Source organism: Shinella sp. H4-D48, assembly GCF_022637395.1.
GTDB lineage: Bacteria > Pseudomonadota > Alphaproteobacteria > Rhizobiales > Rhizobiaceae > Shinella > Shinella sedimenti.
Genome location: NZ_CP093337.1, coordinates 1,313,706 through 1,339,992 on the forward strand (window position 1 = coordinate 1,313,706; position 26,287 = coordinate 1,339,992).

At 62.9% G+C, this 26,287-nt stretch carries 26 protein-coding genes and 1 other RNA gene; 17 read left to right on the forward strand and 10 right to left on the reverse strand.

The genetic code is table 11. From position 1 onward, the window contains the following. Positions 1-55: 55 nt before the first annotated feature. Both ssrA and MNR02_RS06185 read right to left on the reverse strand, forming a co-directional pair. Positions 56-416, reverse strand: a transfer-messenger RNA (tmRNA) gene (ssrA, locus tag MNR02_RS06180). Between the two features lie 29 nt (positions 417-445). Beyond that, positions 446-1,777, reverse strand: coding sequence for a bifunctional diguanylate cyclase/phosphodiesterase (locus tag MNR02_RS06185; protein WP_241948466.1), 1,332 nt, complete (start codon positions 1,775-1,777; stop codon positions 446-448). A gap of 204 nt (positions 1,778-1,981) precedes the next feature. Between MNR02_RS06185 and MNR02_RS06190 the strand changes: the two genes are divergently transcribed. From MNR02_RS06190 to MNR02_RS06215, 6 genes are all read left to right on the forward strand, one after another. Next, a complete protein-coding gene (locus tag MNR02_RS06190) occupies positions 1,982-2,776 on the forward strand; it encodes a thymidylate synthase (RefSeq protein WP_241948467.1) in 795 nt (264 codons plus the stop codon). Positions 2,777-2,797: 21 nt separating this feature from the next. Further along, a complete protein-coding gene (locus MNR02_RS06195; RefSeq protein ID WP_241948468.1) occupies positions 2,798-3,319 on the forward strand; it encodes a dihydrofolate reductase in 522 nt (173 codons plus the stop codon). 164 nt (positions 3,320-3,483) lie between these two features. Continuing rightward, positions 3,484-4,608, forward strand: a complete 1,125-nt coding sequence (gene hflK, locus MNR02_RS06200; RefSeq protein ID WP_241598556.1) for an FtsH protease activity modulator HflK — start codon at positions 3,484-3,486, stop codon at positions 4,606-4,608. Continuing rightward, positions 4,608-5,564, forward strand: a complete 957-nt coding sequence (gene hflC, locus MNR02_RS06205; protein WP_241598558.1) for a protease modulator HflC — start codon at positions 4,608-4,610, stop codon at positions 5,562-5,564. The genes hflK and hflC overlap by 1 nt, the downstream gene beginning before the upstream one ends. 7 nt (positions 5,565-5,571) lie before the next feature. Next, positions 5,572-5,760 carry a DUF2065 domain-containing protein gene (locus MNR02_RS06210; protein WP_134649513.1) on the forward strand — a complete coding sequence of 63 codons (189 nt, stop codon included), beginning with the start codon at positions 5,572-5,574 and terminating at the stop codon, positions 5,758-5,760. Positions 5,761-5,937: 177 nt separating this feature from the next. Continuing rightward, on the forward strand, positions 5,938-7,413 hold the full coding sequence (locus MNR02_RS06215; RefSeq protein ID WP_371746734.1) for a DegQ family serine endoprotease: 1,476 nt from the start codon (positions 5,938-5,940) through the stop codon (positions 7,411-7,413). Positions 7,414-7,493: 80 nt separating this feature from the next. Here MNR02_RS06215 and serB read toward each other — a convergent pair whose 3' ends face one another. Continuing rightward, on the reverse strand, positions 7,494-8,384 hold the full coding sequence (gene serB / locus MNR02_RS06220; RefSeq protein WP_241948470.1) for a phosphoserine phosphatase SerB: 891 nt from the start codon (positions 8,382-8,384) through the stop codon (positions 7,494-7,496). Between serB and miaA the strand changes: the two genes are divergently transcribed. Beyond that, positions 8,383-9,285, forward strand: coding sequence for a tRNA (adenosine(37)-N6)-dimethylallyltransferase MiaA (gene miaA, locus MNR02_RS06225; RefSeq protein WP_241948471.1), 903 nt, complete (start codon positions 8,383-8,385; stop codon positions 9,283-9,285). The genes serB and miaA overlap by 2 nt on opposite strands. Here miaA and MNR02_RS06230 read toward each other — a convergent pair. Further along, on the reverse strand, positions 9,275-11,308 hold the full coding sequence (locus MNR02_RS06230) for an ATP-binding protein (RefSeq protein ID WP_241948833.1): 2,034 nt from the start codon (positions 11,306-11,308) through the stop codon (positions 9,275-9,277). The genes miaA and MNR02_RS06230 overlap by 11 nt on opposite strands. Before the next feature lie 366 nt (positions 11,309-11,674). On the opposite strand from MNR02_RS06230, the gene MNR02_RS06235 reads away from it, so the two are divergent. Both MNR02_RS06235 and ilvN read left to right on the forward strand, forming a co-directional pair. Next, positions 11,675-13,453 (forward strand): acetolactate synthase 3 large subunit, encoded by a 1,779-nt coding sequence (locus tag MNR02_RS06235; RefSeq protein ID WP_241948472.1) that lies wholly within the window; start codon positions 11,675-11,677, stop codon positions 13,451-13,453. A gap of 16 nt (positions 13,454-13,469) precedes the next feature. After that, a complete protein-coding gene (gene ilvN, locus MNR02_RS06240) occupies positions 13,470-14,042 on the forward strand; it encodes an acetolactate synthase small subunit (protein WP_134649507.1) in 573 nt (190 codons plus the stop codon). Between the two features lie 85 nt (positions 14,043-14,127). Here ilvN and MNR02_RS06245 read toward each other — a convergent pair whose 3' ends face one another. Beyond that, the gene (locus MNR02_RS06245; RefSeq protein WP_241598573.1) at positions 14,128-14,973 is read right to left on the reverse strand and encodes an aldo/keto reductase; all 846 of its coding nucleotides are present in this window, start codon (positions 14,971-14,973) and stop codon (positions 14,128-14,130) included. A 117-nt stretch (positions 14,974-15,090) separates the two neighbouring features. Here MNR02_RS06245 and MNR02_RS06250 point away from each other — a divergent pair, with 117 nt between their 5' ends. From MNR02_RS06250 to MNR02_RS06265, 4 genes are all read left to right on the forward strand, one after another. Continuing rightward, positions 15,091-15,684, forward strand: a complete 594-nt coding sequence (locus tag MNR02_RS06250; RefSeq protein ID WP_241948473.1) for a LysE family translocator — start codon at positions 15,091-15,093, stop codon at positions 15,682-15,684. Positions 15,685-15,775: 91 nt separating this feature from the next. After that, complete coding sequence (gene nthA, locus MNR02_RS06255) at positions 15,776-16,351, forward strand: nitrile hydratase subunit alpha (protein ID WP_241948834.1); 576 nt, start codon at positions 15,776-15,778, stop codon at positions 16,349-16,351. After that, on the forward strand, positions 16,348-17,007 hold the full coding sequence (nthB, locus tag MNR02_RS06260; RefSeq protein WP_241948474.1) for a nitrile hydratase subunit beta: 660 nt from the start codon (positions 16,348-16,350) through the stop codon (positions 17,005-17,007). The genes nthA and nthB overlap by 4 nt, the downstream gene beginning before the upstream one ends. After that, on the forward strand, positions 16,994-17,350 hold the full coding sequence (locus MNR02_RS06265) for a nitrile hydratase accessory protein (protein WP_241948475.1): 357 nt from the start codon (positions 16,994-16,996) through the stop codon (positions 17,348-17,350). Before nthB ends, MNR02_RS06265 begins: the two co-directional genes overlap by 14 nt. Here MNR02_RS06265 and MNR02_RS06270 read toward each other — a convergent pair. Beyond that, positions 17,347-18,462, reverse strand: coding sequence for an AbrB family transcriptional regulator (locus MNR02_RS06270; RefSeq protein WP_371746721.1), 1,116 nt, complete (start codon positions 18,460-18,462; stop codon positions 17,347-17,349). The two genes, MNR02_RS06265 and MNR02_RS06270, sit on opposite strands and share 4 nt — an antisense overlap. A gap of 116 nt (positions 18,463-18,578) precedes the next feature. On the opposite strand from MNR02_RS06270, the gene MNR02_RS06275 reads away from it, so the two are divergent. Further along, on the forward strand, positions 18,579-19,706 hold the full coding sequence (locus tag MNR02_RS06275) for an ATP-dependent RecD-like DNA helicase (protein ID WP_241948477.1): 1,128 nt from the start codon (positions 18,579-18,581) through the stop codon (positions 19,704-19,706). A gap of 18 nt (positions 19,707-19,724) precedes the next feature. On the opposite strand, the gene MNR02_RS22950 is transcribed toward MNR02_RS06275, so the two are convergent. Both MNR02_RS22950 and MNR02_RS06285 read right to left on the reverse strand, forming a co-directional pair. Next, positions 19,725-20,402: a MerR family transcriptional regulator gene (locus tag MNR02_RS22950; protein WP_371746735.1), complete on the reverse strand. Its 678-nt coding sequence runs from the start codon at positions 20,400-20,402 to the stop codon at positions 19,725-19,727. Between the two features lie 317 nt (positions 20,403-20,719). Then, the gene (locus MNR02_RS06285) at positions 20,720-21,802 is read right to left on the reverse strand and encodes a hypothetical protein (protein WP_241948479.1); all 1,083 of its coding nucleotides are present in this window, start codon (positions 21,800-21,802) and stop codon (positions 20,720-20,722) included. Between the two features lie 235 nt (positions 21,803-22,037). Here MNR02_RS06285 and MNR02_RS06290 point away from each other — a divergent pair, with 235 nt between their 5' ends. Then, positions 22,038-22,790, forward strand: a complete 753-nt coding sequence (locus MNR02_RS06290) for a pyridoxine 5'-phosphate synthase (RefSeq protein WP_241948480.1) — start codon at positions 22,038-22,040, stop codon at positions 22,788-22,790. Between the two features lie 40 nt (positions 22,791-22,830). Here the strand turns inward: MNR02_RS06290 and MNR02_RS06295 are convergent, their stop codons facing one another. Then, positions 22,831-23,718, reverse strand: coding sequence for an NmrA family NAD(P)-binding protein (locus MNR02_RS06295; protein WP_241948481.1), 888 nt, complete (start codon positions 23,716-23,718; stop codon positions 22,831-22,833). Between the two features lie 157 nt (positions 23,719-23,875). Between MNR02_RS06295 and MNR02_RS06300 the strand changes: the two genes are divergently transcribed. Together MNR02_RS06300 and MNR02_RS06305 are read left to right on the forward strand one after the other, a co-directional pair. Continuing rightward, positions 23,876-24,283, forward strand: a complete 408-nt coding sequence (locus MNR02_RS06300) for a helix-turn-helix domain-containing protein (protein WP_241948482.1) — start codon at positions 23,876-23,878, stop codon at positions 24,281-24,283. A gap of 18 nt (positions 24,284-24,301) precedes the next feature. Beyond that, positions 24,302-25,546: an NAD(P)/FAD-dependent oxidoreductase gene (locus tag MNR02_RS06305; protein ID WP_241948483.1), complete on the forward strand. Its 1,245-nt coding sequence runs from the start codon at positions 24,302-24,304 to the stop codon at positions 25,544-25,546. Positions 25,547-25,549: 3 nt separating this feature from the next. On the opposite strand, the gene MNR02_RS06310 is transcribed toward MNR02_RS06305, so the two are convergent. After that, complete coding sequence (locus MNR02_RS06310; RefSeq protein ID WP_241948484.1) at positions 25,550-26,263, reverse strand: aspartate/glutamate racemase family protein; 714 nt, start codon at positions 26,261-26,263, stop codon at positions 25,550-25,552. Positions 26,264-26,287: the final 24 nt, after the last annotated feature.

The window sequence follows — 26,287 nt, forward strand, 5'->3', positions numbered from 1 at the left end:
CCTTCCGACGCGAGTCATCTGGGACAGCTATAGACCATTTCAAGAGATTGGAGAAGGTGAAGGCTTCTGTTGCCAGGTGCCTTCGGACCCCGCCTGCCGGTGCGACCCGTCAGGACTTTGAGTGAAGTGTCACACCGCCATTAGGCAGCGAGACGAGCTTCCGCATAGTTGTCGTTTGCAACTACAAGTTTAGCCCGATAACGGTGGTACAATGCCGAGCAAAAAGTCGATCTTTACGCCCTTGTCGATCCTATTTCGCCCCCATCAAAAGCCGGTCGGTCAAGTTTGACCGGTTTTTGGTGGAGGCGCCGGGTACCGCCCCCGGGTCCAATGGGTTTATTACACCGCTCATTTATTGCCATAGCTGCCGAAGCAGCACTTCACATATAGGCATTCCCTCCGCCCAAGGAAAGGGGTTTGTCGCAGGGATTCGACGGAAGGCGGATCAGGCGGATAGCGCAGCCGGTGCGACGGGATCATTCGTCCACCGCGTCTGGAATTCGCCGAGCGGTACCGGGCGCCCGAAATAATAGCCCTGAAAGGCGGTGCAGTCGAAGGATCGCAGGAGCCTCAGCTGCTCAAGCGTTTCCACACCTTCGGCGACCACGACAAATTCCAGCATATGCGCCATGTCGAAAATGCTCTTGAGCAACACGCGGTTTCGTCGGTTCTCCACGATATCCTGCACGAAGGAGCGGTCGATCTTGATTTCCTGCACAGGCAACCGGCGAAGATGGCTAAGGGAGGAATAGCCGGTGCCGAAATCGTCGAGTGAGATGAACAGGCCGGCCGTTCGCAGGTCGCGCATCTTTTCGCTGATCGCATCGATATCGTTGGCCATCATGCTTTCGGTGAGTTCGAGCTTGAGGAGGGCGGGATCGATCTCAAGCGTGCGGAGGCAGTCCAGCACCGTCTCGACGAAATCGAGCTTCATGAAGTGATCGGCGCTGACATTGATCGCCAGTTTCAGTCCGCTGGTCGCCGGGTCGTGGCGCCATGCCGCGAGCGTCTCGCAGGCCTGGGTTAGGACCCATTCGCCGATGGCCGGCATCAGTCCGGCCTGTTCTGCCGTGGGAATGAATTCGGCGGGCGGAACATGGGTTCCGTCGCCGCGTCGCCAGCGCAACAGGGCTTCGGCGCCCGTCAGCCGGCCGGTCTCGTCGACCTGCGGCTGGTAGAACAGCTCGAATTCCCTGTTTCTCAGCGCTGCTTTAATGGCGCGTGCCTTGTCGAGATCGCGGGCCAGTTCCAGCTGCATGACATAGACGCCGATGCAGAGCAGGCCGACGGCGACAATGGTGTTCACCCAGGAGCCATAGATCTGGAATGTCTCCGGTATCGGCTGAGCGAAGGAGGGTGCCGCTGTGCTGCTGGCGAAAACGACGAAGGCGATTACGCAGAGTGCCACGATCGCAAGCTGCGGCCTGGATTGCTCGCGCCGGTAATTGATGTAGCCGAGCAGCGCCAGCACGAGCAGGAACAGATGCGATACCCTCGGCGCCGCCTCGCGCGGCACGTCGAAGATCAAGCAGAGGGTGGTGATGATGACCAGAAATGCCGATTGGGAAAACAGAAGCGCGGCCGAAAGCTGGTTGCGACGGGCGAGGACGAGGCTGAGGAATGCCACGAAAACCACCGCGACATCCATCGCCACCAGCGGCCATGCTCCCATGATCGCAAAGGCGATGCCCCATCCGCTGGCCGTCACGCCAACGGCAAGCGCCGCGAGGCCGTAGGTCAGCCGGAACCGGTTCGAGTAGTTTTCCTTCGGTTTCACGGATGACCCGCCCAGTGAGATGAGTGATCATGATCGCAGAAATTCGTTCAGAAATTGCAAAAGGCGTTCAGGTCCACCTTATGCAACCATGCGGATGGGGCGTGGGCCCTTTCGCACCGAAAGTCGGGGATATTCCATTTGCCGTTTGGCGGCTGCGGCGGCTGCCCGTAATATACTGCGCTGGACCAAGAATCGGCGGCGACCATGCAGCAATATCTCGACCTTCTCGCTCATGTGATGGAAAACGGCAGCGATCGCGGCGACCGGACGGGCACCGGCACGCGCGGCGTCTTCGGCTATCAGATGCGCTTCGATCTTGAGGAAGGCTTCCCGGTGCTCACCACCAAGAAGCTGCACCTGCGGTCGATCATTCATGAACTGTTGTGGTTCCTGAAGGGCGAGACCAACATCGCCTATCTGCACGAAAACGGCGTCACCATCTGGGACGAGTGGGCTGATGATAAGGGCGAACTCGGGCCGGTCTACGGCTACCAGTGGCGCTCGTGGCCGACATATGACGGCCGCCATCTCGACCAGATCGCCGCCGTCGTCGAGAGCATCCGACGCAATCCCAATTCGCGCCGCCACATCGTCTCCGCCTGGAACCCGGCGCTGGTCGATGAAATGGCGCTTCCGCCGTGCCACTGCCTGTTCCAGTTCTACGTGGCTGACGGCAAGCTCTCCTGCCAGCTCTACCAGCGTTCGGCGGATATTTTCCTCGGTGTGCCCTTCAACATCGCGTCCTACGCGCTGCTGACCATGATGGTCGCGCAGGTGACGGGGCTGCGGCCGGGCGATTTCGTGCATACACTGGGCGATGCGCATATCTATTCGAACCATTTCGAGCAGGTGCGCACCCAGATGACGCGCCGCCCCAAGCCCTTGCCCTTCATGAAGATCAACCCGGACGTGAAGGACCTTTTCTCCTTCAAATTCGAGGACTTCGAGCTTGTCGGCTACGAAGCCGATTCAACCATCAAGGCACCCATCGCCGTCTGATTTATCGAAAGCCTGTCCCGCATGAATGAACCCCGGATCGTGCTCGTCGTCGCCGTCGCAAGCAATGGGGTCATCGGCCGCGACGGTGACCTGCCGTGGCGGCTGCCGTCCGACCTCAAGCGCTTCAAGCAACTGACCCTTGGAAAGCCGGTCGTGATGGGCCGCAGGACCTGGGATTCCATCGGCCGTCCGCTTCCGGGCCGCCCCAACATCGTCATTACCCGCGATCCGGCGTTTTCCGCGCCCGGCGCCTCGGTGGTTTCCTCGCTCGATGACGCACTGGTCGCCGCAGCACGCGAGGCGGAAACGCTTGGCGTGGACGAAATCTGCGTCATTGGCGGCGGGCAGATTTATGCGCAGGTCTTCGGCCGTGCGGATATCCTGCATGTCACTCATGTCGAAGCGGATGTGGAAGGCGACACGCGCTTCCCGGATATCGACCCTGCCACCTTCGAAAAGGTCGTGGAGGAGGAGATTCCCCGCGGCGAGAAGGACAGCCATGCCATGCGCTTCGTCACGTGGCGCCGAAAATCTGCCGTTTAAGCCGTAAATCCCATCGATCACGAACTATTTTGCCGCAAGGACACCCAAGCCGACCGGGATTTGTTGAAAGGTGTCGGTGGGATACCTATAACGGGTTCACATCGCGTTGCGCGGCGAAACAATCCGCGACATGCGCCTATGGGGATTTAAAGAAAGAGGTATTGATGCCCTGGAGCAATCAGAATGGCGGCGGCGGCCCTTGGGGCGGCGGCGGCGGTGGCGGAAACAATCAGGGGCCATGGGGGCAGGGACCGAACCGTCCTCGCGGCGGTGGCGGAAGCGGTAACGGTGGTCCGCCTGATATCGAGGACATCATCCGGCGCGGCCAGGACAAGCTGAAGACCGTCATGCCCGGCGGTTTCAACGGTGGCGTCGTCGTCATCGCGCTGCTTCTCGTCGGCGTCTTCTGGCTGATGAACTCCATCTATACCGTGCAGCCGGACGAGCGCGGCGTCGAACTGCGCTTCGGCAAGCCCAAGCAGGAAATCTCCATGCCGGGCCTGCACTTCCATCTCTGGCCTTTCGAGACGGTCGAGCTGGTCAAGATCACGGAGCAGCAGCGCAATATCGGCCGCCGTTCGGCTGCGTCGAACTCCGAAGCGTCGGGCCTGATGCTCACGGGCGACCAGAACATCGTCAACGTGCAGTTCTCGGTCCTCTATACTGTGACGGATCCGCAGTCGTACCTCTTCAATCTTGAAAATCCGGCCGAAACGCTGCAGCAGGTCGCCGAAAGCGCCATGCGCGAAGTCGTCGGTCGCCGTCCGGCACAGGACATCTTCCGCGATAACCGTCAGGCCATCGCTGAGGGCGTGAAGACGACGATCCAGGCGACCATGGATGCCTATGGTGCCGGCATCTCGATCAACACGGTCGCCATCGAGGATGCGGCTCCGCCGCGCGAAGTGGCCGATGCCTTCGATGAAGTGCAGCGCGCCGAACAGGACGAAGACCGTTTCCTGGAAGAAGCCAACCAGTACGCCAACCAGAAGCTCGGTGCCGCACGTGGTCAGGCCGCGCAGATCCGCGAAGAGGCAGCCGCCTACAAGGATCGCGTCGTCAAGGAAGCGGAAGGTGAGGCGGCACGCTTCATCTCCATCTATGATCAGTACAAGATCGCGCCCGACGTGACGCGCAAGCGCCTCTTCCTTGAAACCATGGAAGGCGTGATGAAGAACTCCAAGAAAGTCATCATCGATGAAAAGCAGGGCGGACAGGGCGTCGTTCCCTTCCTTCCCCTTAATGAACTCGGTCGTACGACCGGTCAGCAGGCAGGAGGTTCGCAGTAATGGGTAACCGTTTGCCAGCCGTTTTGATCGCCCTCGGCGTTCTTCTCTTCATCGCCTATTCGTCGGTGTTCGTCGTCAACGAGCGCCAGCAGGCGATCGTCATCCGCTTCGGCCAGATCCAGGACGTCAAGACCGAGCCGGGCCTTTACTTCAAGCTGCCCTTCGGCTTCATGGATGCCGATAGCGTCCAGTATATCCAGGATCAGGCCCTGCGCTTCGATCTCGACGATATCCGTGTCCAGGTCTCGGGCGGCAAGTTCTACGAGGTTGACGCCTTCGTGGTCTACAAGATCACGGATGCCCGTCGCTTCCGGGAGGCCGTTTCGGGTGACCGGGAATCGGCCGAGGCCCGCCTTAGCACCCGTCTCGATTCGGCTCTGCGCCGCGTCTACGGTCTGCGCGGCTTCGAATCCGCTCTGTCCGAAGAGCGCGCATCGATGATGCGCGAAGTTCGCGGAGAGCTGACCGCCGACGCCTCCAACCTCGGCCTTACCATCGAGGATGTCCGCATCCGTCGTACGGACCTCACGCAGGAAGTCTCGCAGCAGACCTACGAGCGCATGAAGGCCGAGCGTCTGGCGGAAGCCGAACTGATCCGCGCCCGCGGTAACGAGGCCGGACAGCGTCGCCGCGCCATCGCCGATCGTCAGGTCGTCGAGTTCATCGCCGCCGCCCAGCGTGATTCTGAAATCCTTCGCGGTGAAGGCGACGGTGAACGTAACCGCGTCTTCGGCGAAGCGTTCTCCCAGGATCCGGCCTTCTTCGACTTCTACCGGTCGATGAGCGCCTATCGGGACTCGATGGGCTCGTCGGATACGACGCTCGTACTCTCGCCGCAGTCGGAGTTCTTCCGCTACTTCGAGGATGCGGCGGGCACACGACCGGCGCCCACGGGCAACGGCACGGGCACGGGCACGACGAACGGTGCGGCCACGACGCCGTCCACCGCAAACTGAGAACGCCATGTCCGATTTCCTGACGGGGATCGCGTTCTTCCTGATCATCGAGGGGCTGGTGTACGCACTGGCCCCTTCGGTTTTGAAGCGCATGGCGGAATTGCTGCCGCAGATTCCGGAGAACCAGCTCCGACTTTCGGGGCTGTTTGCCGTGGCGCTCGGCGTGCTGATGGTGTGGTTCCTCCGCAGCGCCTGAAGGCTGCCCTTGCGAGTGGCGGCGAAGACAGGCAAAAGTTCAGACAAATCATCGTGGCAGACTGATTTTCGCCGTATCCGCGGCGAACACTCGCCGCAGCCGAACAGACCCGAGAGGATGCCGAACATGGCTTTGAAGATGAAGTCCAGCGTTGCCAACGCGGCGCTCACGCTTGCGATGAGCTTTTCGCTGGCCGCCGGCCCGCTCGCAGCACCTGTGATGGCTCAGGCGCGTCAGGCCGGACCGGAATCGGTGGCGGATCTTGCCGAGGGCCTGCTGGATGCCGTGGTCAACATCTCGACCTCTCAGAACGTGAAGAGCGAGGACAAGGCGCCCATGCCGCAGGTGCCGGAGGGCTCGCCTTTCCAGGACTTCTTCGACGAATTCTTCAAGGGTGACGGTGGCGAAGGCTCCAACCAGGGGCAGACGGTCAATTCGCTCGGGTCCGGTTTCGTCATCGACCCTGCGGGTTACATCGCCACGAACAATCACGTCATCGAAGGTGCCGACGATATCGAGGTGAATTTCGCCAACGGCTCCAAGCTGAAGGCCAAGCTCGTTGGAACCGACCCAAAGACCGACCTCGCGTTGCTGAAGGTGGAGCCGAAAGCGCCGTTGAAGGCCGTTCCGTTCGGCGATTCCCGCGTCATGCGCATCGGCGACTGGGTCATGGCCATCGGCAACCCTTTCGGGCTCGGCGGCTCCGTGACGGTCGGCATCATTTCCGCGCGCGGGCGCAATATCAATGCCGGCCCCTACGACAACTTCATTCAGACCGACGCGGCCATCAACCGCGGCAACTCGGGCGGCCCGCTTTTCAACATGAAGGGCGAGGTCATCGGTATCAACACGGCCATCATCTCGCCGTCCGGCGGTTCGATCGGCATCGGCTTCTCGGTCCCGACGGAGCTGGCGCAGAACATCTTCTCGCAGCTTCGCGAATTCGGCGAGACCCGCCGCGGCTGGCTTGGCGTGCGCATCCAGCCGGTTACTGACGATATCGCCGAAAGCCTCGGCATGAGCGAGGCCAAGGGCGCGCTCGTCGCCGGCATCATCAAGGGCGGTCCTGTCGATAACGGCGTGATCCAGACCGGTGATGTCGTCATCCGTTTCGACGGCAAGGACGTGCATGAAATGCGCGATCTCCCGCGCGTCGTCGCCGAAAGCCCCGTCGGCAAGGCCGTCGATGTCGTGCTGCTGCGCAACGGCAAGGAGATGACAGTGAAGGTCACCCTCGGCCGCCTCGAGGATGGCGAGAAGCAGGTCGATGCTGAGGATGCCGCAACGCCGGACGAAGGCACGACCGAAGAGGATACGACGACCGACAGCGAGGAGCAGGCCGAGCCGCAGAACACCGAGCTGGTACTCGGCATGGGCATCGGCGATCTCGACGAGACGGCCCGCAAAACTTTCGATATCGCGGAAAGCGTCAAGGGCGTCGTCATCACCGAGGTCACCCCTGACACGGCGGCCGCCGAGCGTGGCATTGTGCCGGGTGACGTGATCGTCGAGATCGGTCAGGAGGCGGTCACCACGGCCGAAGAGGTCAAGACCCGCGTTGCCAAGCTCAAGTCGGAAGATCGCCGCAACGCGCTCCTGATGATCGCAGACCGCACCGGCGCGTTGCGCTACATCACCGTGCGCATCGACTGAAGTGCGAGTCCCGTCAGGGACTTGGCGACGATAGCGAATAGATTGATTCAGGCCGCTGGAGTGATGCTTCAGCGGCTTATCTATGCGGTGACGAAGTCGCTCTTGCGGTAGCCCTGCAAGTAGAGCAGCGCCGTGAGGTCGCCGTGGTCGATGCGGATCTTCGCTTCGGCCGCAACGGCGGGCTTGGCGTGCAGCGCGACACCGGCGCCGGAAAGGTGCAGCATGCCGAGATCATTAGCGCCATCTCCCACGGCCATGGCTTCTTCAGGGGAGATGCCGATGCGGGCGGCGATTTCGGTTAGCGCGTCGACCTTCGCCTGCTTGCCGAGGATCGGTTCGGCGACTTCGCCCGTCAGCCTGCCGTCTGCGTCGAGGAGAATGTTGGCGCGGTTTTCGTGGAAGCCCAGCGTGGCGGCGATGCGGCTGGTGAAGACGGTAAAACCGCCCGAGACCAGGGCGGTATAGTAACCCTTCGCCTTCATGGTTGCGATCAGCTCGCGCCCACCCGGCGTCAGCGTGATGCGCTTTTCGATCACCTCGTCGATCACGGAGACCGGCAGGCCCTTGAGCAGGGCGACGCGCTCCCGCAGCGCGGGCTCGAAGGCGATTTCGCCGTTCATGGCGCGGGCGGTGATGGTCGCGACCTTGTCCTTCAATCCGACTTCGGCTGCCAGCTCGTCGATGCATTCCTGGCCGATCATGGTTGAATCCATGTCTGCGATCAGCAGCTTCTTTCGCCGCGTTTCCGCTTCCTGCACGGCGAGGTCTACCGGCGCATCGCCGATGGCGGTGCGAAGCGCCTCGCGCGCTGCCTCGATGTCGCCGTCGTCGCGCAACGCGATATCGCAGGCGATGCCGTCTGCAAGCCAGTAGAGACCGGATGCCTTGACGGCATCCGCGGCCTTCTCGGCAAGCGATGGCGTCAGAACAGGATTTGACGGATTGGCGACAAGCGTGGCAACGAAAGCCATGATGAGAAACCTTGATCGAATGCAGGACGCGATCCTGATAACGGGCCCGACGGCGAGCGGCAAGTCCGCGCTTGCCGTCCGCCTTGCCGCCGAGCATGGCGGGGTCGTGATCAATGCCGACAGCATGCAGGTCTATGACACGCTGAGCATCCTCACGGCGCGGCCGCAGCCGAAGGATATGAACAGCGTGGAGCACAGGCTTTACGGGCATGTGCCGGCCGCGGGCGCCTATTCGACGGGCGAATGGCTGCGTGAGGCGACCGCTCTTGTCGGTGAACTGCGTGAACGGAACATGCTGCCGGTCTTTGTCGGCGGTACCGGGCTTTATTTTCGCGCGCTGACCGGCGGCTTGTCGGATATGCCTGAAATTCCGGATGATGTGCGTAAGCGAATGCGCGCGCGGCTTGCGGCGGAAGGCCCCGAGGCGCTGCATGGGGTGCTCGCCGTGCATGACCCTGAAACGGCTGCCCGTCTGATGCCAGGCGATGGCCAGCGCATCGTTCGGGCGCTGGAGATGCTGGAAGCGACAGGGCGCCCGATCTCAGCATTCCAGGCGGGAACAGGGCCTGCGGTGATCGATTCGGCGCGCGCGCGAAAGATCGTCGTCCTGCCGGATCGCGCGGTCCTTGCCACTCGCATCAACCGGCGCTTCGGCGACATGCTGAAGACCGGTGCGGTGGAGGAGGTAAAAGCCTTGCTGGCGCTCGATCTTTCGCCCGCTATGCCCGTCATGAAGGCGATCGGCGTGCCGCAGATCGCGGCCATGCTGGCGGGCGAGATGAGCGAGGCCGATGTCATCGAGCGCGGCGCTGCCGCGACACGGCAATATGCGAAGCGTCAGATGACCTGGTTCCGCAACCAGCTCGACGAGAGCTGGCAGCGCATCGATCCTAGCGCCTGATCAGGCTGCTGAGCGGTTTTTTCAGCAACTGCTCGCGAATGGAGCCTTCGCGGCGCGGTTCCTGCTGCTCGCCGAAGGCAGGGCGGGGCGGCTGGCGGTAGGGATCGGCCTCCGGGCGACGGGGTTCTGGCGCGAGCTCGCGGCGAATGGAATCGAAGCGCTCGTTCGCCGGCGGCTGGTATGCGCTGCTGGCGCCGGGCAGCATGTCGGGCCGGTAGGGCTCGTGCGCAGCGGGCTGTGGCGCCTGACGCGCCTCGGCTTGCAGCGTATCGATGTAGTCTTCCTCGTCCTCGTAAGGCGCGTCCTCGTATCCGCTTGTTGTGGCGGCGCCCGTATCGCGCGCCGCGAGATAGGATGACTGGAAGCCGGAAATGTCGGGGCCTGCAACCGACCGCATGCGCGCGACGATGGAGCGAAGATCGACGCTTTGCGGCGTTTCGTCCGTATGCCTGTTGCCGGCGCCGTTGGCCTTGGGCAGACGGTTCAGGTCGACACGGGCGAAGCGCATGCGCATGGGCACCGCCACCGCCTCGCCGAAGGCGATGGCCTCACCATTGCCGATCGAGGAGATGAAGCTGGTCGTGGACGAGGACGAATTCGGGATTGCGGAGCGGATGATGTCCTGGTCGCGATCGTTGGCAAGCCGCATTGCGAAGATCGTCGAGCACTGGGAGAGGATCGTCGGATCGAGTTCACCGGGCCGCTGCGTGATGATGCCGAGCGATACGCCGTACTTGCGGCCTTCCTTGGCGATGCGGGCAATGGCCTGGCGCGTCGGCGTGAAGCCAAGATTGGGATCGGCGGGCACGTAGCGGTGCGCTTCCTCGCAGACCACGAGCATGTGCACGCCGCCATGGCTCCACAGGCCGATTTCGAAGGCCATGCGGCAAAGCACCGACGCCACCGAGTTCACCACTTCCGAAGGGATACCGGCGAGCTGGAAGGTCGTTACAGGCTGGCCTTCGCCGGGAATGCGGAAAATCCGGGCGATGGTGTCGAGGATGGTGTCGGTGATCGTGTTCGAGGAGAACATGAAGTGGTAGCGCGGATCGTTGATCGCCGACATGATCTTGCTCTTGAGCGAGCGCAAATGCGGCTTTTCCGCCCGTCCCTCGAGACGGCCGATCCGTTCGTCGACCAGCGCCAGAAGGTCGGCCACGCGGAAGGGCACCGGCGTATCGGCGGTGATGGAGCTTTTTTCGCTTGTGCGGCGCATCAGGCCGCTTTCGGGCGAGCCGCGGAAAGCACGCTTGGCCTCCGGGATCAGGTCGCGCAGGATGTCCATCTCCTCCGGCACAGGCGGTCGGCCGCGGAAGATCACCTCCGCGAATTCCTCCAGGCGGAACAGCCAGAAGGGCAGGTCGAGCGTATCCGTATCGATGACCATGGCGAGATCGCCGAAGGCAGAGGCGAATTCGTTGTGCGGGTCTAGAATGAGAACGCGCAGCTGCGGATCGGCTTGGATCGCCTTGTGAAGCAGGAGGGTGACGGCGGTGGACTTGCCGACGCCCGTCGTTCCGACGATGGCGAAGTGTTTCTCCAGCATGGATGGCACATGGATGGTGGCGTCGATCTGCTCGTCCTGCGTGAGCTTGCCGATGGTGCAGACATCGTCCTTGCCGGTATCGTAGACTTTCGCCAGATCCGAGGCTCGAATCCTGTGGGCGATGGCCCCGAGATAAGGATATTCGCTGATGCCGGCTGAAAAGTCCTCGCGACCGTCGGCGCTGACGCGCACCTCGCCCATCAACTCGACTTCGACATGGAACGTCGTGTCCTGGTTTTCGATCCAGCCCTGCTGGTTGGTGGCCATCGAATAGACGAGTGCGACGATACGGTTGCGCCCGACGGAGATCGAGACAAGGCGGCCGACAGCCCACAGTTCCGTAAGGGAGGTTTCTCCGCCTTCGGCTGTGGCGCAGATGGTGGCGCGCGACCCGCTGCAAGCAACGACACGGCCCAGCATCCGGTTTCCGGCGGCCATCTCATCCCGGCGTTCCTGTTCGCCGGCGGTGATCGACATCTGAAAATCGTTGTTCAGCAAATCCGGCGCTCCTTGCCTCCGATCTCTTACTTTAGGGAATCCGGCTTAATAACCCGTTTCCGGTTGTGGCCGGTTTCAATGGCTTTGGCGGCGCCGTTGTTCCTGATCGTGGCAGTCGAGTGGGCGGAAAGGCGTTGACGTGCATTCGATTTGCCGTTAACACTCCGCACCATGAATAACTTCACGACGATCATTCTTGTGGTGGGAAGGCGCATGGGCAGGATGGTGTAACCATCCGGCGAAAGCACCCATGCGCGGTAAGCAGGCTCCTCCAGGGGCCTTTTTTTATGCCCGAAAATTCTATAAGCACCCCGACAATACGAAAGAAACGGACGGAAACATCCGATGAGCGGAACAGAAAATCAGATGACGGGCGCCGAAATTGTCTTGCAGGCCCTGAAAGACAACGGCGTTGAACATATCTTCGGCTATCCGGGCGGTGCTGTCCTGCCGATCTATGACGAGATCTTCCAGCAGGACGACATCGAGCATATCCTCGTGCGTCACGAGCAGGGTGCCGGCCACATGGCCGAAGGCTATGCCCGCTCCACTGGCAAGGTCGGCGTCATGCTCGTCACCTCCGGTCCCGGCGCGACCAATGCCGTCACGCCGTTGCAGGATGCGCTGATGGATTCGATCCCGCTCGTCTGCCTCACCGGCCAGGTTCCGACCACGCTCATCGGATCCGATGCCTTCCAGGAATGCGACACGGTCGGCATCACGCGCCCCTGCACCAAGCACAACTGGCTGGTCAAGGACGTCAACGATCTCGCCCGCATCATCCATGAGGCCTTCCGCATCGCGCAGTCCGGCCGCCCGGGCCCTGTCGTCGTCGATATCCCGAAGGATGTGCAGTTTGCGACCGGCATCTACACGCCGCCATCCGCAGCGCCCATCCAGAAGAGCTACCAGCCGAAGACCTCCGGCGACGCGCGCGCCATCGAGGCGGCGATCAGCCTGATGAAGGGGGCCCGCCGTCCCGTCATCTATTCCGGCGGCGGCGTGGTGAATTCCGGTCCGGAAGCCTCGCGCCTGCTGCGCGAACTGGTCGAGATCACTGGCTTCCCGATCACGTCGACGCTGATGGGCCTGGGCGCCTATCCGGCATCGGGCAAGAACTGGCTGGGCATGCTCGGCATGCACGGCTCCTACGAGGCGAACATGGCGATGCATGATTGCGATGTCATGGTCTGCATCGGCGCGCGTTTCGACGACCGCATCACCGGCCGCCTCAACGCGTTCTCGCCGAATTCGAAGAAGATCCATATCGACATCGACCCGTCCTCGATCAACAAGAACGTTCGTGTCGATGTACCGATCCTGGGCGACGTCGGCGCCGTCCTGGAGGACATGGTCCGCCAATGGCGCGCCGGTTCGAAGACGTATGACAAGGCCATCCAGGCGGACTGGTGGACGTCGATTGCCAAGTGGCGTGCCCGCAACTCGTTTGCCTACAAGGCGAGCGACGACGTGATCATGCCGCAATATGCCATCCAGCGTCTCTACGAGCTGACCAAGGATCGCGACACCTACATCACGACGGAAGTCGGTCAGCACCAGATGTGGGCTGCGCAGTTCTACGGCTTCGAGCAGCCCAACCGCTGGATGACCTCGGGCGGCCTCGGCACGATGGGCTACGGCTTCCCGGCGGCGATCGGCGTGCAGGTCGCGCACCGTGACAGCCTCGTCATCGACATCGCCGGCGATGCCTCCATCCAGATGTGCATTCAGGAGATGAGCTGTGCGGTTCAGTATAACCTGCCCGTCAAGATCTTCATCCTGAACAACCAGTACATGGGCATGGTACGCCAGTGGCAGCAGCTGCTGCACGGCAACCGTCTGTCGAACTCCTATACGGAGGCGATGCCCGATTTCGTCAAGCTGGCGGAAGCCTATGGCGGCGTGGGCATTGCCTGCGACAAGCCCGGTGATCTGGATGCGGCCATCCAGGAAATGATCGACGTCAAGCGTCCGGTCATCTTCGATTGCCGCGTCGCAAACCTCGCCAACTGCTTCCCGATGATCCCGTCGGGCAAGGCGCATAACGAAATGCTGTTGCCCGATGAAGCCACGGACGAGGCGGTTGCCAACGCGATTGACGCCAAGGGCCGCCAGCTCGTTTGATGAAGAGGTAGATTCCATGAACGCACACCTACAGCCCACCGGTTCCGCTTACTTCATCGCCGCCGAGACGCAGGTCGCGGAGAGCCACACGCTCTCCGTCCTGGTCGACAACGAGCCGGGCGTGCTTGCGCGCGTCATCGGCCTGTTTTCGGGCCGCGGCTACAACATCGAGAGCCTGACGGTTTCCGAGACCGAGCACGAGGCGCATCTGTCGCGCATCACCATCGTGACGCGCGGCACGCCCGGCGTGCTGGAGCAGATCAAGTCGCAGCTCGAGCGCATCGTGCCGGTTCACCGCGTGGTCGATCTGACCGTGCGGGCCAAGGCCATGGGCCAGGAACGGCCAATCGAGCGTGAAGTCGCGCTGGTGAAGGTCGGCGGCTCCGGCGAAATGCGGGCCGAAACGCTGCGCCTCGCCGATGCCTTCCACGCCAAGGTCGTCGACGCCACCGTCGATCACTTCATCCTGGAGATCACCGGCAAGTCGTCCAAGGTCGACCAGTTCGTGGCCGTCATGAAGCCGCTCGGCCTCATCGAAGTGTGCCGCACGGGCATTGCCGCGATGAACCGTGGCTCCCAGGGCATGTAATCGCCGCCGCGCTTCGCTTAGGCGAGCGCGGGAGAACGTCGAAAAATGAAAAGGCTTTCCGGTCGAACGGAAAGCCTTTTTCGTTTCAGATCATCTCCAGCGGCCGCTTGCGCGTCGGTGGCGGAAAAGCCTCGTCGAGCAGGCGCAGGTCTTCTGATGTAAGACGGATCTCCGATGCCTTGAAATTCTCGCGCACGCGCTCCGGTGAGCCGGATTTCGGAATGGCGATCACGCCGGCCTTGGTGAGCAGGAAGGCGAGCGCGATCTGCGCGCTGCCGGCATTGTGAATGCGGCCGATTTCTTCCAGCACCGGATGCCCGAGCAGACGGCCCTCGTCCAGCGGCGAATAGGCCATGACGGGGATGCCCTGCACCTGGCTCCAGCGCAGCAGATCATACTCTATGCCGCGGCGGGCGAGGTTGTAGAGCACCTGGTTTGCCATCGGGCGCGCGGGTTCAGCGACGCCGAGCAATTCCTTCATGTCCGATTCGTCGAAGTTCGAAACGCCCCAGGCGCCGATCTTGCCGTCTGCCCTCAGGCGTTCGAAGGCTTCGACAGTGTCGGCGAGCGGATACCGCCCGCGCCAGTGCAGCAGGTAGAGGTCGATATGGTCGGTCCCGAGCCGCTCAAGGCTGGCCTCGCAGGCCGCGATCGTGCCAGCGCGGCTGGCATTGTGTGGCAGGACCTTGCTGACGAGGAACACTTCGTCGCGCCGGCCCCGGATGGCCTCGCCGACAACCGTTTCGGCGCCGCCATCGGCATACATTTCCGCCGTGTCGATGACCGTCATGCCAAGATCGAGCCCGGCGCGCAGGCTTGCCGCTTCTTGCGCCGCCGATGCCCGGCTTTCACCCATGTGCCATGTCCCGAGGCCGAGGGCGGGCACCTGTCGTCCGCCGGGAAGGGTCACTGCCGGTAGTTCCGCTTTCATTTCGCGCTCCATCTGCCGTACCGCGTGCAATTGTATGCATGACAAGAATTGGCTGGTCGTTGCAAGGAGATGGACTATCAATCTGAAAAAAACAATCCGGATGCCCAGAGTTCTGCCATGCAGGTCGAAATCTTTCTCGCGCTTCTCGTCTTCGCTTTTACCACGTCCATCACGCCGGGGCCGAACAACATGATGCTCTTCGCGTCGGGCGTGAACTTCGGCTTCGTGCGTACGATTCCGCATATGTGCGGCATTGGCCTGGGCTTTCTCTCGCTACTGCTTGCCGTCGGCTTCGGGCTCGGCGCGCTGCTGGAGACGGTGCCGCTCGTCTATACGGTGCTGAAGTTTGCAGGCGGGGCCTATCTGCTGTGGATCGCCTTCAAGATCGCGACGTCGCGCACGCTTGGCGAAGGCAAGGCCGGCGCGCGGCCCATGAGCCTCTTGGAGGCGGCCGCCTTTCAATGGGTAAACCCCAAGGCGTGGGTGATGGCCGTTTCCGCGATGGCTACCTATACCGATGCGGCGAACTATACGACGAGCGTCCTGATCGTCGGCGTCGCCTTTGCGCTAGTGAATTTCCCGAGCGTTTCCACCTGGGCCGGTTTCGGCTCGGCGCTGCGGCAATGGCTGTCCCATCCCGTTCGGCTGAAGTGGTTCAACATTTCCATGGCGCTTCTGCTCGTGGCGAGCCTCTGGCCGATGCTGCGATAAATGCGCTAGAAGTGGGCCTCGAAGCGGAGGAACTGCCGTGTCGCACGATCACGACGACCATCACCACCATCACGACAACCATTTCTCGCCGATGGAAGCCCGCGTTCGCGCGCTCGAGACCATTTTGACGCAGAAGGGGCTGATCGATCCCAAGGCCATCGATGCGATCGTCGAGACCTATGAAACGAACATCGGTCCGCGCAATGGCGCGCGCGTCGTGGCGAAAGCCTGGGCGGAGCCGGATTTCGCGGACTGGCTGAAGCGCGATGCGACCGCGGCCATCGCCAGCCTCGGTTACACCGGCCGGCAGGGCGAACATATGCGGGCGGTCTTCAACGATGGAGAGACGCACAACCTCGTCGTCTGCACGCTTTGCTCCTGTTATCCGTGGTCGGTTCTCGGCCTACCGCCCGTCTGGTACAAGGCGCCCGCCTACCGGTCGCGTGCGGTGATCGACCCGCGCGGCGTGCTGGCGGAGTTCGGCGTGACCTTGCCCGGGGGCAAGAAGATCCGCGTCTGGGATTCGACGGCGGAGCTGCGCTATCTCGTCGTGCCCGAGCGGCCGGACGGAACGGATGGGCTGGACCAGGAGGCGCTCGCCGATCTCGTGACGCGTGACGCCATGATCGGCACGGGGCTGGCGCTGGAACCGGAGGCCAGGGCATGAACGGACCGCACGATCTCGGCGGCCAGCATGGCTTCGGCCCGGTCGCGCCGGAGCCGAACGAACCTTATTTCCACGGCGATTGGGAAAAGCGGGCGCTGGGCGTGACACTCTCCTGCGGTGCGTTCGGCGCCTGGACCATCGACGAGAGCCGTCACGCGCGTGAGAACATCCCGCCCGCGACCTACCTTTCGGCGAGCTACTACGAAATCTGGATTCGCGCCCTGGAGACGCTGCTTGCGCGTCACGGCTTTGTCAGTGCGGAGGAATTGTCGACGGGGCACATGCTGGAGAAGGGCGCTGCACCGAAGCGTGTTCTGACGGCGGACATGGTGCCCGCGGTTCTCGCCAAAGGCGGCCCTTGCGATCGGCCACTGGCGACAAAGCCCCGCTTTGCCGCCGGCGCACGCGTTCGCACCCGCAATTTCAATCCGACGACGCATACCCGCCTGCCGCGCTATGCCCGTGGCAAGGTCGGCGTGGTCGAGGCCCTGCAGGGTTCCTTCGTCTTCCCCGACGACAATGCACATGGTCGAGGCGAAAATCCTGAATGGGTATATACCGTCGTCTTTGACGGCGGCGAGATCTGGGGCGAGGATGCGGCAGACGGCCTCTCGGTCTCCATCGATGCCTGGGAGAGCTATCTTGAGCCGGTGTGAGACGCTTGCCGATTCGCCCGGCCTGCCGGTTTCGACCGAAGGCGAGCCGGTCTTTGCCGAGCCCTGGCAGGCGCAGGCCTTTGCCATGACGGTTCGCCTGCATGAACAGTGTGTTTTCACCTGGGCGCAATGGGCCGAGGCGTTGTCGCGCGAAGTGCATCGGCCTGGCCGTGCGGTTGACGGCGCCGACTATTTCGATTGCTGGGTTGCGGCCCTGTCGTCGCTCCTGTCGGAGCGTGGCGTGGTGAGCGAGGCGGAGCAGTCCGTTCTGTCCGACCGCTGGGCGCGCGCTGCCGAGGCGACGCCGCACGGCATGCCCATTCTGCTGGAAAACGCCGGTTAGGCGCGGTCCGCCACGAACCGCGCGAGCCAGGGGCCGATGATGGTCACGAGGATGAGACGCGCCGTCTGGAGGGTCATCACGAAGGCTATGTCTACATTGCTGGACGCGGCGATGACGGCGATCGAGTCAAGACCGCCCGGGCTGGTTGCCAGATAGGCCGTCAGCGGATCGATGCCGAGCAGATAGATCAGCGATCCCGCAAGCAGGCCGGAAAATCCGATCAGCGCGAGGATCGACAGTATCGTGGGCACCAGCGCGCGGCGGGCGTGCATGAGAATTGCGCGGCTGAAGCCGAGGCCGATGTTCCAGCCAAGCAGGGTAAATGCGATGACGAGGAGCCAGTCCGGCAGCTCGATGGTGACGGTGCCCGAGGAATTCAGCACCGACGCCAGCGCGAAGGGTACGAGGAAAGCACCGGCGGGAACGCGCAGTCTCTGACCAATCAGGCCCGCGACGACGCCGATCGCCAGCATTGCTGCGAGCGGCAGCATCGGGACGGGCGTAAACCAGGCATGCGGCGGCACGGAGGCGCCGTCATGGCCGCCGAAATGGGCGACGAGCGTCGCAAAGCTCGCGACGAAAACGACGCGCAGATATTGCATGAAGGCCACGAGGCGGGCGTCCGCGCCATAGGCCTCCGCCATTATCATCATGGTGGAAGCCGCGCCGGCCGAGGAGCCCCAGATCGCCGTCGTGCCGGGAAGGATGCCGGTGCGGGTGATCAGCCAGCCGGACAGCGTGCTCATGCCGATGACCGACGTCACCACGAGCAGGATCAGCAGCCAGTTATCGAGGAAGGTGCCGACGAAATCCTTCGAAACGATGGACGCGATCATCAGCGCCAGCACGACCTGCACAAAAAAGAAGAAGAGGCGGGGCAGGCGGATCGTGCTGCCGGCGAGCGCGACAGCTATGCCGGCCAGCATCGGGCCGATCAGCAGGGCAGCCGGCAGGCCGGCAATTTCGAGCGGCACCGTGGTCAGCACGGAAAGGCCAGCGACGAAGCCCCATTGCAGCCAGGGTGGCAATCGGCCGATACCGGTCTGTCTGAGAGCGACTTCTTTCTGGTTTCGGGAAGGCACGTGGCGGCTCCGGGAACATCGGCCTTCCATACCGCGTGATCTCCGGCGAAGACAGGGCGAAATATGGGGAGGGGTATTTTATACCTGCTTGTGAACTCATCGGCGTGCCCCTTGCTTCGCCGCCGCGAATCCTGCCAAGTCCCGCCATGGAATTCGCACCCCAACAAGATGAAGCGCTGAAGGCCGTTTCGCGGTGGCTAAAGGACGGGCGCGAGCCCTTGTTCCGGCTCTTCGGCTATGCCGGCACCGGCAAGACGACGCTCGCACGCCATTTCGCCGAGAATGTCGATGGAGAGGTGCTGTTTGCGGCTTTCACCGGCAAGGCAGCGCAGGTGCTGCGTTCCAAGGGCGCCTCCAATGCGAAGACGATCCACTCGCTGATCTATCGCCCGCGCGGCGAGGAAGAGGTGTCCGACGAGGAGACCGGCAAGACCTCGATCTCGCCCATGTTCTCCATCAACCGCCAGAGCCCCGTCGCCAAGGCCGCGCTGGTCGTGGTGGATGAGTGCTCCATGGTCGACGAGGCGCTTGGCCGCGACCTCATGAGCTTCGGCACGCCGATCCTTGTACTTGGCGATCCCGGTCAGTTGCCGCCGGTGAGCGGTGGCGGCTACTTCACCAATCAGGAGCCGGATTACCTTCTGACGGACATCCATCGTCAGGCACGCGACAACCCGATCATCCAGCTTGCCATGCAGGTGCGGGAAGGCAGCGACATCGATTACGGCGATTATGGCGCGGCCCGCGTCATCGGCCGCAACGAAGTCGACCAGTCGCTTGTGCTGGATGCCGATCAGGTTCTCGTCGGCACCAACCGCACGCGCCGCCGCTACAACCAGCGGCTCCGCGAGCTGAAGGGCTTCACCACGGACTATCCGCAGTCGGGGGACAAGCTTGTGTGCCTGCGCAACGATCCGGCAAAGGGGCTGCTGAACGGCTCGCTCTGGCAGGTGATGAGTTCGTCCAAGGAGACGGTGAAGCCGGGCATCAACCTGATGATCCGGCCCGAAGACGACGACATGGATCGCGGCGCGGCCAAGATCAAGCTTCTGAAGGCGGCCTTCGAGAATCTCGACGAGGAAATCCCGTGGTCGACGCGCAAGCGTTATGACGAATTCGATTTCGGCTATGCGCTGACCGTGCACAAGGCGCAGGGTTCGCAGTGGAACAATGTCGTGTTGTTCGATGAAAGCTTCGCGTTTCGCGATACGCGCGAGCGGTGGCTCTATACCGCCATCACGCGTGCCGCTGAAACGCTGACGATCGTTCGATAGGATCTTCGCTCGTCGGCCTCAGTGGCCGACGATCCCGAGCATGACGGCCTTGGCGATCGCCTGGAAGCGGTTGTTGCCGTTGAATTTGCCGATGATGGTCTTCTCCATGACCTGCACCTCACCTGGCTCCATGTCCAGCGCGCGGGCGATCCGGCTGGTCGGATAGCCTTCCGCCATCAGTTCCAAGCAACGCAGTTCCACGGACGTGAGATGAGCTGGCGGGGCATTGTCGTTGACTTCGATTTCCGGCGCGGAGGTGAAGTCGAGCAGTTCGTTGATCTGCTGCATCTGCCGGCGGATCGTCGATTGCTGGGCGGCCAGTTCGCGTTTGCGCGCAAGCATCGCCGACTGGAAGACGAAGTCTGCCTCGTCCTGTGTCTGGGCGGCGGAAAGCTGCTCTAGAAGCTCCTGGATCACGGCGACCGGCATGCCGGTTTCGCGGCAGGTATTGACCACCGCCATCTGGTGGATCTCGCCCTGACCATAGACGCGCATGGGACCGACGCGTGTGGCGGTCAGCAGGCCTTTTTCCTCGTAGAAGTGCAGGGTTCGGTGGGTCACGCCGAAGGCATTTGCCATGTCGGCGATGGCAAGGCGGCCCTCCGGCAGGTTGTCCGGCAGCGGCATTACCGGCAGAAAACGGATGGATTTGCGTTCGCCGTCCCGTGCTTCGGCTTTCTTCGGCGCCCCGGCCATCATGATAGCCTTCCACATGAAAGAAGAGTGGTCATAGATTACCCCCTGTTGCCAGTGCGGCCTGCTTTCGGAAAAGCCGGCGGTCGCGATGGCGCATAGTGTCGTGTGGCGTCCCGTCATCCGGGTGGTATGTGCATTGCCGTTGCCGGGGCATGATTGCGACAGCAATTCCGACCGTGGTCCCTGCAAGGGAAGGCAGGGCGGAATCCTATCGACGCGCTCGTTATACAAAAATAGCTGCACCGCGTGCGAATGCCTATCGCTACATCTAGGGATGTATGTTTCGTGACCAGCTGCACGGGAAAGCGGCAGCGCCTTCACTGCGAGGAGGGCGCGTCGTTCGGCGGCGCGATCTCGGCGAGCGTGCTCGGCGGCGTCGTGCTGCACGCCGTCGATTTTGCGCGCAAAGACGCGCTCGACGAGAGCCGGGAGGTCCGGTGGATCAGGCACTCCATGAGGCTGCTGGCAATGCCGGTGCGTGCGGCATGGCGATAGAGCGGACCGTTCACGGAAAGGGCGCGCGCTGTGAAGTTCACCGCCTCGTAGGCGACGGCCTCGGCACTTCCCAATTGGTCGCGAGAAAAATGCCGCGTATCGACCGCCACGCCCGAGCTTTCGTGGAAAAGGCGGATATAGACGCCGTTTCCATCCGGCTGCGTTTCGATGCGGATGGCATAGGACAAAGCAACGGGTTCGTTCTCACGCGATCCGGCGACACGTACGGTCCTGTGATAGCCCGCTGCCTTTTCGATGGCGTCGGCAAGAACGTGACATTCACTTCCGGCCGGCCAGCAGCGGAGAATGCGTAGGCGCGGCAGGGCCAAAGTCTGGCTGGGAAACCGATTCTGGGCTGACAGCGCGAACTGGGCCTTGCCGATCGCCGCATTGGTCGCGCCCTCATAGACTGATGGAGCGAGAAAAAAGAGCGGGAGCAAGGAGAAGAGCGCCAGGTGAGATGAGACGGGCGCTGGAAGCCAGGAGCGCGAGGGCGTGTCGGGCACGGAGCGGGGCCGGTGTGTCTCGATGTCGCGGATCGCTTTTACCGATGCGCTCATGCCGACGAAACTGTATTCCGGAACGTAGCTGCCGAGCGGCACGCGAATGCGGATGGGATCGGGCGCACCTTCCGTGTTGTAATACTGCTCCAGAAGCTTGCGCAGCTTTCCAGCCTGTACGCGCACCAAGGGGTCGCTCCCCGCATCGAAGCCGTGCGGGCGCCCGAAAACATCGACGCCAATGCTGTAACCCTTGAGGTGACTTGCCTTGCCGGACAGATCCATTTCGACGATGTAGGCGAGGAACGAGCGGAGGCGCTCCGAGCGGGCGAACGTCTCGCTGGCGATGATGGCCGAAAGGGCCAGCCGAACGCGCTCGCACGCCGGCCTTTCGATCCCGCTCATCGTGTCGCCATAAAGGAGACCATCGTTGTTGCGACGTCCTTCCCGTTCCGTCGGGCGCTTAAGCATGCCCTAAAATTTCAGGGGTACTTTACCGGTGATTCCCAAGGTGCGGCAAGGGGGCTGCGCGCACTGTATACAGATGAGTCGCAAGCACCGCCAACGAGCGCGTTGCGGGTGATTGCTCTTGTGGAAACAACCGGCTAGACCTTTCTTTTGAAAGGGAGACCATGTCGCTATGCCTGCAAAACTGTCGGTCAATCTGAACGCAATCGCCATGCTGCGCAACCGCCGGGACCTGCCCTGGCCGAGCGTCACCGATCTCGGCCGGATCGCGCTCGAGGCAGGCGCGAGCGGACTGACGGTGCATCCCCGGCCTGACCAGCGGCATGTACGTTTCAGCGATCTCGCAACGCTCCGTGCGTTGATCGACGACGCGGCTGCGGGCGCGGAATTCAATATTGAGGGTTTCCCCGAAGAAAACTTCATGCGGCTCGTGGAGGAGCATCGCCCCGAGCAGGTGACGCTGGTGCCCGATGATCCGTCACAGGCGACTTCCGACCATGGCTGGGACTTCCGCAAGAGCCACAATCTGCTGGGCAATATCATCGGCCGCCTGAAGAAGCTTGGCCTTCGCGTCTCGGTCTTCGCCGATGGCGATCCTGACCGCGAGGCACTGACCATTGCAAGGGAGGTCGGCGCCGACAGGATCGAGCTCTATACCGGCCCCTATGGTGGTTGCTATGACAATCCCGCGGAGGGCGAGCGCATTCTGAAAACGCTCGGCGAGACCGCGGATATCGCCTTCGATCTCGGCCTCGGCGTCAATGCCGGTCACGACCTGACGGTCGCCAACCTGCCGCCGCTCGTTGCCCGCATACCGCGCCTTGCCGAGGTGTCTATCGGCCACGGCCTGACGGCCGATGCGCTGCAATATGGCATGGCCGAGACCGTACGCCGCTTCTGCCGCGCCTGCGGGCAGGATGTCTGAGGCGATGCGGCGCGCCCGATGGCACGCCGCATCCTGATTGTCAGCCGAGCAGAGCTGCCTTGTTGGCGGCAACGAAATCCTCGAGCGTGGTGAGGCGGCGGCCGGACAGGGTTTCTGCGTCCGTCGTCACCATCGCGATCTTGCCTTCGCGCGTGTTGGCGTCGAAGGATACGACGGTCGGGATGACGGCCTCGGGCAGGCCGGCACCCTTCAGGCCCTCGGCAAGCTGCTCATCCGTGATATGGACGACATTCAGCGGCTTGCCCGTGGCGGCCGAGACGACGGCGGCGATTTCATCCGCCGTGCGGCCCTTCGGGCCTGTCAGCGTGTAGGTCGTGCTTTCCGAGCCTGCCTTCAGGATCGCGCCGGCAAGGGCCGCTGCCGTATCCGCGCGGGTGATATGGGCGATCTTGCCCTGGCCGGTCGATGTGTACCAGGAACCGGTCTGCAGCGCGTGCGGCAGCGACATGAAGAGATTTTCCGCATACCAGTCATCGCGCAGGATCGTGTAGGGGATGCCCGTCGCCTTGATGGCCTTTTCGGTGCCGAGATGATCGGGCGCGAAGGTCACAAGCGAATCGTCCGGCTGCGGCATGGACGTGTAGAGGATGTGCTTCGCGCCGGCCTTCTTCGCAGCGGCGACGGCCGCCTCATGCTGGGCGAGGCGCCGGCCCGGCTTGTCGAGCGCGTCGGTGGAAATGATGAGGACCTTGCCGGCACCCGCGAAGGCTGCGTCGAGCGATGCCGGATCGTCGAAATCGGCGGCACGCACGGTGACGCCGCGTGCGGCATATTCACTCAGCTTTGCGGTATCGCGGCTGGTCGCGATGAGGTTTGCCGGCGCCACCTTGCCAGAGGCAAGAAGCGTGTCGAGCACCAGCCGGCCCAGGTGGCCCGATGCGCCGGTGATGATGATGGTTTCGGACATGGACTTTGCCTTTCTCTCGATATCGTGGGGGAAGGCAAAGCGCCTGCTGACCCGATGGAATAAGGTCTCAAATTGAGACTATCTCTAATTTGGTGATATGCTAGGATAAGTAAAGGAGGCAGTTTTTCCTGCCGTGGTTACCTGGAGGGAACCTGCCATGAACAAGATGATCGACCGCGCCGACGGCGAACGCGTCATTCTCATCGACGGTGTCGCAATGTCGATGAGCGACTGTCCCGTGCGTGACGTGCTGGACAGCGTGGGCGGCAAGTGGACCTCGCTGATGATTCTTGGCCTTGCCGACGGTCCGCGCCGTTTCTCGCAGTTGCGCCGCTTCATTCCCGATATCTCGCAACGCATGCTGACCCAGACGCTGCGCGACCTCCAGCGCGACGGCTACATCACGCGCACCGTCTATCCCACGCAGCCACCCAGCGTCGAATATGCGCTCACGCCGCTCGGGCACTCCTTTCTTGCACTTCTGCGTTCCCTGGTGCACTGGTCGACGGAGAACCACGGCGCGATCCGCGCCGCGCGATCGGTCTACGACGCTGAACAGAACTGAGGTCTCGGCGGGGAAAGCATGAAGCCATTGGATATCGGTATTGCCGGAGCGGGGCCTGCGGGGCTTGCCGCTGCACTCTTTCTGGCGCGTGCCGGCCACCGGGTCGAAATCATCGAACGTTTCGAGCAGCCATCCCCAGTCGGTTCGGGCCTTTTGATGCAGCCGACCGGACTGACGGTGCTCGACGCACTCGGCTTGTCCTCAACGATCCACAGTCTTGGCAACCGGATCGAGCGGCTGCACGGTGCCGATGCGCGCAGTGGCCGCACCGTGCTCGACGTTCGTTATGATGCGCTTTCCGGCGGGCGTTACGGTCTTGCCGTGCATCGCGCCGCTTTGTTCTCGACCCTGCACGACTCCGTGGTGGCGGAACGAATTGCGGTGCGCACCGGCATTGCGCTCGCCAAGGCCGAGACGCGGCAGGCGCGCACGGTGCTGCACGATGTGGATGGCGAGATCGTCGGTGATTATGATCTGGTGATCGATGCGACGGGTGCGCGTTCGCAGCTTGTCGCGGCGTCCGTCGTCGCGCCCGCAATCCGCGAACTGCCATGGGGCGCGTTCTGGGCGACGCTCGACTGTGACGGGATCGACCATGACTCGCGCGCGCTGACGCAACGCTACGATGCGGCGAAAGTGATGATCGGCGTGCTGCCGGTCGGCCGGGCACATCGGGCGGAAGGCAGCAAGGCCGCCTTTTTCTGGAGCCTCAAGATTGCCGATTCCGATGCCATAAGACAGGCCGGGCTTGCACGCTGGAAGGCGGGCATTGCCGATTACTGGCCGCAAACGTTGCCGTTTCTCGACCAGATCACGGACTGGGATCAGCTGGCGCTGGCGCGCTACGCCCATCGCACGGCGCTTCCGCCGCATGCCGACGGCATCGTCTTCATCGGCGACAGCGCGCATTCCACCAGCCCGCAACTCGGGCAGGGCGCGAACATGGCGCTGCTCGACGCGGCCGCACTGGCACATGCGCTGTCATCGGCCGGCAGCGTCGTGGAAGCGCTCGCATCCTACGCTGCGGCGCGGCGCAATCACGTGCGGCTCTTTCAGTTGCTATCCTATGTCTTCACGCCGTTTTATCAGTCGGATTCACGGGCGATCGCCTGGCTGCGCGACCGGCTGGTCGCGACCGTCGCAAAGATCCCGCCGGCGCCGCAGCTTCTGGCATCCATCGTCTCCGGCACGCTCGCCGACCCGTTCGCCCGGGCCGGCTTGCAGGAATGCCGCTGGCTGGAGGCGGCGCTCCGCGAAGCCTAGTCGTCAGGCCGCCCGGCTGGCAACGTCTGAGCCGAGAGCGAAATCGACGGCGGCCTTCGCGTGGATGGCCGTCGAATCGAAACCCGGCAGCGGCAGAGCATCGGGATCGAGCAGCATACAGATCTCCGTGCAGCCGAGGATGACACAGTCGGCACCGTGAAGGCGGGCAGTTTCGATCAGCGCGAGCATGCGCGCATGGGAGCTTTCCAGCACCTTGCCCTGGCACAATTCGTCGAAGATCACGTCATGAACCAGCGTGCGCCCCGCCTCGTCGGGCACCATGACGTCGAGGCCCGTCATCTTCATACGGTCGGCATAGAAGCCGTGTTCCATCGTGTAACGCGTCGCGAGCAACAGAGGACGACGCTTGCCGGCGGCGAGAATGCTGCGGGCGGTTTCGTCGATGATGTTGAGGAGAGGAGCCTTCACCGCGCTTTGGACCGCATCGGCCACGAGATGCATCGTGTTGGTGCAGATCAGCACGCAGTCCGCGCCGGCCTTCTCCAGCCCCGCCGCCACCGCGCCAAGCCTGTCGCCGGCCGCCTCCCAGCGCCCGGACTTCTGCAAATCGACGATGGACTGGAAATCGACGGAGTGCACGATGACATCGGCGGAATGCAGGCCGCCGCGCCGCGCGCGCACGGCCTCGTTGATCATGCGATAATAGACCGCTGTGCTCTCGAAGCTCATGCCGCCGATAAGGCCGATGGTTTTCATCGTCGTTTCCTCGTCACTTTTCCA